The following is an 8,825-nucleotide window of genomic DNA, read 5'->3' on the forward strand; positions in this document are numbered from 1 at the left end:
AGTCTTTTTTTTATCCCTAAGGTTCATTCAGCTTTGTGGGCAATGAGATCATAACTTGCGTACCTGTTCCCCCTTGATTCAATTCTTGCAAGTCCGTTATGGTGATACTTCCATTACCTTGGTATTTTTTTGAAAAATGTTCCAATCGTTCCCGGGACAAAGAAATACCGACAGAATCATTTTTATGTACTTTCCGTTCTTTGATCTTACGGGATTTTGTCAACCCTATCCCATTATCCCTAATTTCAATCCTGATTTCCGCATCATTTGGTTTGTACAAGGAAACTTGGAGTTCCATGTCTGTTTTCTTGGGAGAAAGACCGTGCCAAATGGCATTTTCCAGAAAAGGCTGCAACAGCAAAGATGGAATTTTCAACCCGTTCAAAGCGATATCATCATCACAATGAATCTTAAAATGAATTTTATGGTTGAACCTTAAATTTTCAATGTTCACATATAATTCCATAGTCTCGAGTTCGTCCTTTAAGCTGGACTCCTTTTCCATGGTAGATGCAAGGATACGGCGTATCAACTTCGCGAACTTGTTCATATAGTAAACCGCCTTTTCCTTATCGTTATCTATAATGTACCGTTTGATGGAATTCAACGAATTGAAGATGAAATGTGGGTTCATTTGACTTCGGAGCGCCAAAAGCTTCAGTTCGGCCAGTTCTTTGTCGTATTGTGTTTTAAGGCCCTTCAATCGCTCCGCCTCTGCCTTGACCTCCATGGCCTTTACATTTTCTTCCAACTGTGCCTGCACCTTCAGCCGCAGGTCTTCGTTCTCCTTAAATTGGGCAATCAATCGCTCTTGGGAACGGTTTCGTTCGTCCAAGATCAATTTTTGTTTGTAGCCCAAGCCCAGGGAAAAAAGTACGTTCTCTAAAATATAGCCAACATATAATACACTATAGGCCCGTTCCACGGGTTCATCCAAAATCTTTAAATGTGTATAAATCGCCAATGAAGCGGCTGAAAATATCAAAAGTAAAAATGAACCGGAAATCATATAGTATTTGAGCGGACTGTCGACCTTAAAAAAAGGAATATAGATGATGAGCCCCAACAGAATCATAAGAATGGTAAAAACAAAATAACCTTTGAGCAAAATATCATAATCCCCCGTGATGAGATAGAGAACAATCAAAACCACACAATATAAAATCAATAGGTAGAGGGCGCGCATGATAAATCGGTTCCATTTTGGCAACGCTGTTTTTATATTCAAAAACTTTAGTGCAAAAACCGTGTAGAGTGCATAATATATTTCCACAAATACCATTGGATACCTTGCCACTCCTCGCACAGGCCATAAAAGATGATATAAAAACCCACCATCCAAATGGATCAGTTGGGACATGATGATAAAAAAAGTATAACCGCTGTAATAGAGATAGAGCGTATCCCTTTGCTGAAAATACAATAGGAAATGATAAACGGTCAAGCTGAAAAGAAATCCGAGGGTAAAAATAAAGAACCCATTTTGGAAGGGGTATAAATAAAAATACTCGAGATAGCCTTGTTCCAATGCCTTTTCAACCATTTAACATTTGTAATAGTTCGCCCTTTTTGGATCGGGAAACGGGCACATTGGTGCCATCGCATAAAACAAGGTATTGTCCATCTTGATTTACAAACTCGGTAATGGCGTTCAATCGAGCCAAATACGAGTTGTGCACCCTAAAGAAACCTTGTCCAAGCATATCCTCCAAATCTTTCAATCGTTTGCTGAACACTTCTTTTTCCCCATTTTCAAAAAAAACCTCGGTGTAATTTCCATCCGACTTGCAATAGAGAATATCATTTCTATCCACATATAATGTTTTGCCTGCCATGGGCAAGGCCAATCTTTTTTTGCCTTCCTCCCGCCATTCCGTGAACAGACCCTTGAGCTCCGAACCCAAAACATTTTTTTGTTTGTTGGCCCTAATTCGGTCAAGCGCCTCGATAAGATCGTCCGAATCTACGGGTTTGAGCAAATAATCAATCGCGTGCTGCCGAAAGGCCTTAATGGCATAGTTGTCATAAGCAGAGGTAATGATCAGGTCAAAACTTCGGTACTTGAGCATGTTCAGCATTTCAAAACCATCCATTTCCGGCATTTCAATATCGAGGAACACACAGTCCGGTTTTAAATAATTGATGGCCGAAATAGCCTCCCCTGGATCGGTAAATGTATCCAGTACCTTCACATCGGCGCAGAACCTTTCTATTTCCCATTGAAGGTTCTTGATGGCGTTGGATTCATCATCAACAATAATGGCCTTGATCATTTTTGGTGCAGTTAAGTCTTTTAAAGATAATCAATTACCCTTCAACCCCTACTGCAATCACATAACTGGTCCCTTTGAACACATAGTAGGCCGTATTTGTACAACAATTGGAAACCCTTTGTATGATGTGCCGGTTTTTACCAATTATAAAATATTGTTATTCAAATACATACGCATTTATCACAATTATAAAAATGTACACGGAAAAACGAAGGGCATTTTTAGCTTTGATACAGTTCTCCCACTAGATTTTTCGAATCAATTATAAACCGATATAACAAATAGTGCTTTCTTATGAGAACAATCCTTCTATTATCACTGTTGATTTTAGCACTTACCTCGTGCAAACAAAAGGAAAAAGCCAACCCCGCGGAAGACCCTTCAACAACCCAAATCGATTCTTTGAAAATGGGACAGGTAAATGTCTTGACCAAGAGCATGGAATTCTTTACCGCCGACACCCTCTATTCGGGCTGGAACACCTTTATGTATAAAAATCAATCCCCAGAAGTCCACTTTATTATGATGGACCTGTACCCCGAGGGCAAAACCATTGCGGACACCAAAGCTGAATTGTTACCACCTTTTAACGACGGAATGAAATACATCATGGAGAATAAAATGGACAGTGCAATGGTAGCATTCGGAAAAATTCCCGAATGGTACCAAGATGTACAATTTTTAGGGGGCACGGGCCTTGTTTCTCCAAAACATACTGCAAAAAGCACTTTTAATCTGGTGCCGGGCCGCTACATGATGGAATGCTACGTAAAAATGTTCAATGGGGAATGGCACACCTCCCATGGAATGTTGAAGGAGATTATCGTAAAAGAAGAGCGCACCGACCTACAACCTCCTGCACCTACCGCCACTGTGGAAATATCGAGTACTGGGGGCATAATACTGCGCGATAGCCTCATGGCAGGAAAACAAATCATCCGTACCAACTTTTTGGACCAAAAGGTATGGGAGCATTTTGTGGGCCACGATATTAACCTTGTGCAATATGACACCACAGCTTCATTGGATTCACTGGTACAATGGATGAACTGGATGGAGCCAAAAGGGTTGAGCACGCCAGCTCCCAAAGGATTTACTTTCTTGGGCGGAATGAACAACATTCCAGGTGGATCACATGGCTTTTTTGAAGTTGATCTTGTGCCGGGCAACTATGTCCTCATATCCGAGGTTCCTGAAGCAGACACCAAAAAGATGATGCGCACCTTCACCATAAACCCTTAACATGGAGGATATGAAAATCAAGTATACATGGGTTATCCTATTCTCGCTATCGTTGGCAACACCAACTCAGGCGCAATTTCTCAAAAAACTGAAAAAGAAGGCGGAACAGGCTGCGGAACGCACCATTTTGAACCGTACGGACGAGGAGGTGTCCAAAGGCACCAACAAAGGTATTGATGCCGCCACGGGAAAAGGCAACAACGGAACCAACCCAGATGGAACCGAACCCGAACAAATACAATATGAAAATCCATCAAAAAATATCAATTCAGAGGCCAAGCAGGCCTTTTACAGGGAGGATGTGATTGTAGACACCTATGATGATGAGAAGCAATCGACTACAACTAGCTATTTTGATGCGGATGAACTGGCCATGAAAATGACATGGACAGACCAAAATACCGGCAAACCGGCCCAGGCGTTCAATGACAGTGAAGGCTACTTCATTTCTTACAATGAGCATGAAGGGCGGTATGAAAAATCCAATTTACTTTCTTTGGGCGCTATGTCCATGATGGCTCCCACCATGATGATAAGTGCCTATAAACTGCCAATGGACCGTTTTATGGAAATAACCGAGGAGTTTCGTGATAAAGGCCTAAAGACAAATGCCTTTATGATGGTCGAATTCGCTTTCATGTATTCTCCCGACGACTTTAGGAACGGAGATTACCAAGAGTCCAAATCCCCTTGCCGTGGAAGTGCAAATTGCACAAAATTCAATGTGATTGCCGAAGGCTATGAAGGAAGCTATATTCTGTTCGATGAAAAAGACCGTCTGGCAGAAATCAACATCAACATGAAGAACAATCCCAATTTTGGGTCCAGCGAAGGGTATATTAAATACACTTACAAAGATTGCGAGGTAAAACTTCCTGCTGCCTTTGAAAAAAAGATGCTGGGACAAAATTTGATCGAAATGGGATTGGACCCAAATAAAAACTAAAGTTAAGAATATGAGACACACTAAAACTATTCTGATCATCGTCAGTTGCCTGGTACTCTCCGCAACGCACGCACAAAGTCTTGGAAGCAAACTAGGGGGGCTAATCGGAAAATCGGCCAAACTAAAGCCAGAAATGCTTCCCGAATCCTATGAGTTCAACTGGCTGTTCAAAACCATAATTAAGGACGGCAAGGGCAATGAAAGTAATATGGATTTTATGTTCATGGATGGTGATGTGGAATATTATGGAATGGAAATGAGCAATGAACAGCTAAAGAATCAAGGTCAAATGTTTGTGGTAACCGACCGTGGCCGAGAGATTTCCACGATGTTCATGATCAAGGGAGCCGGCAATACCGGTGAAAATATGGCCCAGATGATCTCCATGCCCGAAGAAGTATTACAAGGAGATGGTAAAATTGATGGTGGAGACTATACCTTTAATGAGTTGCCGCCAAAAGTGATACTTAACTACAACTGTAAGGGCATCCAAATGGAAAACGAAGACTACGCCATGACAATGTATTATGCAACAGATGCCCCAGTAAGTTTTTTCAAGGTTTTTGGAGATGACAAAAAAAGTGTCCCAAAGGGGTTTGACCCCAGAATGCTTGACCAGTTAAAAGATGGTCTGGTCATGGAAATGATCTGCACCAATAAGAAAAAAGACAAGTTCAGCTTTACCCTTACTGCACAATCCTTGGAGAGCAAAGAGATGTCCATACACCGAAAAGATTTTCAATTCATGAACGGTTTCATGGGCTTGGGATCAAAAAACTAGTCTAGATACGAGTAAAGGATGGGCAGTGAAACTTCAAGAAGACTATTCTTTCAACAATTATTGTTGGGAAGCGCCGGTATGGCCCTTTGGCCATCATTACAATCCTGCAAAAACAACAATCCTAAACTCAAAAAAGGTACTGGGAGTCCTCCCTTCAGTGTTTGGGAAGAAGTCATCGATGCCCTTGAAAAAAGTCCCGATAATTTGGTGGGTCAACGTAAACTGTTGATAGCTTCCAAGGACGTCACAGCCATGACAACTTTTGTTCGTGACAGTTTTTTAGTCTTACCAAGAACACAGGATTTTTTGCATGACATTGGCAGACACAGCATGTACGGAACAGAGGTGGCCTTGCGTTGCGGATTGGCCACTCCACGGGAAAAGGCCGAGATATTAAAAGAGATGCTCACCGAGGCAGGGTTTGAGGCCCGGGTAATCAGTGAACGAACCGAAATAACATTGGAGCGAGCCAAGGAAATTGTTTTTCATTCCAGGGCTCCGATTTTTGCTCCACCAGTCACCGATGAAAAATTAAGGGAATGGCAGAAAAAATTGGGGATATCATCAGAAAGTGGTTCGTTTTCGGAAATACTGGGCAACGAAGAGGAATCCATTGCGCTTGCCGATCATTTGCTAGGCCTCTTGGATGATAAATACATAAAGAACAATCCGGTAAACTTCAGGTTTGACCCAGCTGCAGTTCCATCCGTAGCCTACGTTGAAAATGGTTCGGAGAAATATGCACATATTTTTGACCCCGTTGTTGCTCCCGGAAATTTACATCCCACAAATACCGAAAAAAAATTTCGGGATGCCCAAGCTTTGAATCCCATCAAGGATGAGGAGGTCAAAATAACCGTCAATTGCGCAAACGCATTGAACAATTGGGACCGTACCGTACTGGTAGAAGGCACTTGGAAATCCTCGGAACTCATCGGAAATCAAATTCAAATACAATTTTTGAACAATATGGGGTTTACGGAGCAGGCTACCAAACCCATTTATCAAATAAGTAATTTCACCCCTTGTTTGGCACTCCAGGCCATTTCTAAGGATAAGGAGTATATGGAAAGTCGTTCCTTTTTGGGCGAGCCCATTACCTTGGAAGCAGAGCGACCCTTGACTAATTTGGAGCTTCTTAAAAATCCTGAAAATGACCTTCCTGTTCAAACTGAAGAAATAGCATTTTTAGAAATGAAAGCCGAACCCAAGACTTTTCCGAAGGTTCGACTGACCCTTTCCCCACGGGATGCCTCTGGAAAACTTGTGGAGGGAATCAAAGCAGGAAACTTCAAGATAACAGATAATGGCCAAGAGGTTACCGGGTGGCTGCAGCAAAATAGAATCGCACCACGAATCCTTTTGATGTACGATACTTCCCTGAGCATGCCAGAAGCCTATCGCAAAGAAGGAATCAAAATCTTTCTGGAAAATCTTAAAGAAGCCATTTACAAACAGTATCCCACTGCACTGATACAGCTACAGGAAACAGGGTCCAACATTTATACCTCACATTTAAAAGCGGCGCAATCTAACAGTGATCTTGTACTATACGCAACGGATGGCGACAATTTTGACACTTATGATCCCGCCTACAAATTGGTGTACGACACTGGGCCGCGTACCATTTATTTAAGTGTCAAGGATGATGATTATATGCTGAACAAAATCAAGGAAAATATAGATATAACCATTCTTCCGGCCAAAGATCAGTCCAAAATTATAATGGAGATCCAAAAATACATTCAGGACATCGAGTTCGCCCCCTATACCTTTACCTACAACGCCTTTGATGAAGCCGTTGAGCACGAGGTAAATGTCGATGTTCTGGATACTTCCATTCATACCAAGGCAACCTATCGATTTCCTGAGCCGAACACGAATATGGTGGGGAATAGGATGATCGGTCTTTATCTTGAGGTTAAAATTGGTTCGAGATCTCCCGTTAGAAGGGTGCTGGCAGGATGGGACAGTGAGGTTGAACGCTATAAATCCCCTAACAGGGAAATGGCGGAAGAAGTTCACGAAATGCTTTTGGGAGGAGCCATAATGGCCATAGAGCGCGAAGGGCCCACACTATCCTTACAACTCACTGAGTACCTAAAGACCTTGATGAGTCACCGAAAGTGGTTCGAAGCACTTCAAGAGGACGATATTCCCACAGCATTGGATGCCCTGCAACAGGGAACCCTAAATTATCCCCCGATTCTTTTGAGCATGATGCAACCCCTGCCCAAATTGGTCACGGCCACTTCGGTAACATATCCCATGGGGCACCGAATCGGGCTCTTCAAAATTAAACCAGCCCTATACCAAGAAAACTCTTTGCAGTCTTTTGATTTTTTACCAACCTCCAATTACACAACCATCACAAGGGATGGTAATTCGGCCTTTGAGGTAACAACAAGGAAAACGGCGGCCTTGGCCATACTTGAAGCTCGTGTTTTCAACATCAGTGCATATTCTCAACTTAAGGGGAGAAACCTGTCTTTAAACAGGGAAACAAGCAACGATGAGCGTTATAACACCAAGGCGCTAGGAGAGGAGAACACCTACTTTAGACAACGTATTTTTGGAGGTTCCATTCTAAAATTCTTTGATGCTTTGGCTAAGAAAAAATCCTTTTGGCAAATCGACCCGCGCACAGGGGAACTTTATGGAGTTTTGCCGGACATGAGCGGAGGAGGGGCGGCAGAAACAGAAGCTAGTTTAAAGGCGCTACAAGATGTGATGGATGGCTATGAAGATGTACTCAACCGAATGAACCTGATGCTGACAGTTACGGGAGTAGGTACTATGCCCATCGGAATCGTTGCTGCTTACAGCCTGGTCTTGGTAAAATTATATGCTCTGGCCTCACAGGCCTTGATTATTATGGATGCTAGCGGAATGGATGAAGATATTGCCGCTGCCTTACAAAAACTGGCATGTAACGTTTACAAAGAAATACTATATAGCTCTTTGGGCAGAATTGGGACAGCTGGAAGTGCTATCGAAGGTTTGATCTCTACTATGGGAGGTAATTTTAACTTTTTTGACTGTAACTAATTTGAACATCATATCTACTTTTCCTTTTAAAATCGTGGCCTTTCTTTGATGTGGAAAAAAAATAAAAGAGATTAAATAAGCGGTCCAAGAAACTATAGGACTAGTGGAAATGGCCGTTAAAGAAGCTTCTAATTCTCCAAAAGCATTGAACTATTTTGAAGAGCTTGCCAAAATTACCTTCCTGACCGAGATAGAGTCCAATCCTATTTTTACAGAAGATTTGTTGAGTTAAAACTTGACCATTTTAACAAGAGAAGCCTATCAGAATATGACAAAAATGATAATGGAACGGGGAAATCAAAGTAAGGGAGACTTTATTCAAACCTCAAAACAAATTGGTTATCAGGTATCTTTATAAAAATCGATACGCGATTGACATTAAAAGTCAAAATCTTACTCGGAGAACTATTTGAAAAAGTATAGGAGGGTTAAATCTGTAGTAACTCGTGTGGTTTAACAAAACAAAAAAAGGCCCTTCACTTTTGTGAAGGGCCTTGAGGAAGGCGGCGACCTACTCTCCCACCTGGTGTGGCAG

7 protein-coding genes are annotated in these 8,825 nt (G+C 42.0%); 5 read left to right on the forward strand and 2 right to left on the reverse strand.

All coding sequences use genetic code 11. The features are described 5' to 3' along the window. Positions 1 to 16: 16 nt before the first annotated feature. Both SD449_RS16310 and SD449_RS16315 read right to left on the reverse strand, forming a co-directional pair. Positions 17 to 1,543, reverse strand: a complete 1,527-nt coding sequence (locus SD449_RS16310) for a sensor histidine kinase (protein WP_318312098.1) — start codon at positions 1,541 to 1,543, stop codon at positions 17 to 19. Continuing rightward, positions 1,536 to 2,273 carry a LytR/AlgR family response regulator transcription factor gene (locus SD449_RS16315; RefSeq protein ID WP_318312099.1) on the reverse strand — a complete coding sequence of 246 codons (738 nt, stop codon included), beginning with the start codon at positions 2,271 to 2,273 and terminating at the stop codon, positions 1,536 to 1,538. Before SD449_RS16315 ends, SD449_RS16310 begins: the two co-directional genes overlap by 8 nt. A gap of 294 nt (positions 2,274 to 2,567) precedes the next feature. Between SD449_RS16315 and SD449_RS16320 the strand changes: the two genes are divergently transcribed. The 5 genes from SD449_RS16320 to SD449_RS16340 all read left to right on the forward strand — a co-directional run bounded on the left by SD449_RS16320 (position 2,568) and on the right by SD449_RS16340 (position 8,522). After that, positions 2,568 to 3,515 (forward strand): hypothetical protein, encoded by a 948-nt coding sequence (locus SD449_RS16320; protein ID WP_318312100.1) that lies wholly within the window; start codon positions 2,568 to 2,570, stop codon positions 3,513 to 3,515. A 10-nt stretch (positions 3,516 to 3,525) separates the two neighbouring features. Beyond that, entirely contained in the window at positions 3,526 to 4,461 is a 936-nt protein-coding gene (locus tag SD449_RS16325) for a hypothetical protein (protein WP_318312101.1), read from the forward strand. Between the two features lie 10 nt (positions 4,462 to 4,471). Next, positions 4,472 to 5,242, forward strand: coding sequence for a hypothetical protein (locus tag SD449_RS16330; protein ID WP_318312102.1), 771 nt, complete (start codon positions 4,472 to 4,474; stop codon positions 5,240 to 5,242). A gap of 18 nt (positions 5,243 to 5,260) precedes the next feature. Next, a complete protein-coding gene (locus tag SD449_RS16335) occupies positions 5,261 to 8,290 on the forward strand; it encodes a hypothetical protein (RefSeq protein WP_318312103.1) in 3,030 nt (1,009 codons plus the stop codon). A gap of 109 nt (positions 8,291 to 8,399) precedes the next feature. Then, a complete protein-coding gene (locus tag SD449_RS16340) occupies positions 8,400 to 8,522 on the forward strand; it encodes a hypothetical protein (protein WP_318312104.1) in 123 nt (40 codons plus the stop codon). Positions 8,523 to 8,825: the final 303 nt, after the last annotated feature.

Origin of the sequence: Flagellimonas crocea, assembly GCF_033441595.1 — a bacterium.
GTDB classification, from domain to species: Bacteria; Bacteroidota; Bacteroidia; order Flavobacteriales; family Flavobacteriaceae; genus Flagellimonas; species Flagellimonas crocea.

Coding starts and splice junctions, on each gene's coding strand:
- SD449_RS16315 (WP_318312099.1), bottom strand. CDS start 2,273: ATGATCAAGGCCATTATTGTTGATGATGAATCCAACGCCATCAAGAAC.
- SD449_RS16335 (WP_318312103.1), top strand. CDS start 5,261: ATGGGCAGTGAAACTTCAAGAAGACTATTCTTTCAACAATTATTGTTG.
- SD449_RS16340 (WP_318312104.1), top strand. CDS start 8,400: ATGGCCGTTAAAGAAGCTTCTAATTCTCCAAAAGCATTGAACTATTTT.
- SD449_RS16310 (WP_318312098.1), bottom strand. CDS start 1,543: ATGGTTGAAAAGGCATTGGAACAAGGCTATCTCGAGTATTTTTATTTA.
- SD449_RS16320 (WP_318312100.1), top strand. CDS start 2,568: ATGAGAACAATCCTTCTATTATCACTGTTGATTTTAGCACTTACCTCG.
- SD449_RS16325 (WP_318312101.1), top strand. CDS start 3,526: ATGAAAATCAAGTATACATGGGTTATCCTATTCTCGCTATCGTTGGCA.
- SD449_RS16330 (WP_318312102.1), top strand. CDS start 4,472: ATGAGACACACTAAAACTATTCTGATCATCGTCAGTTGCCTGGTACTC.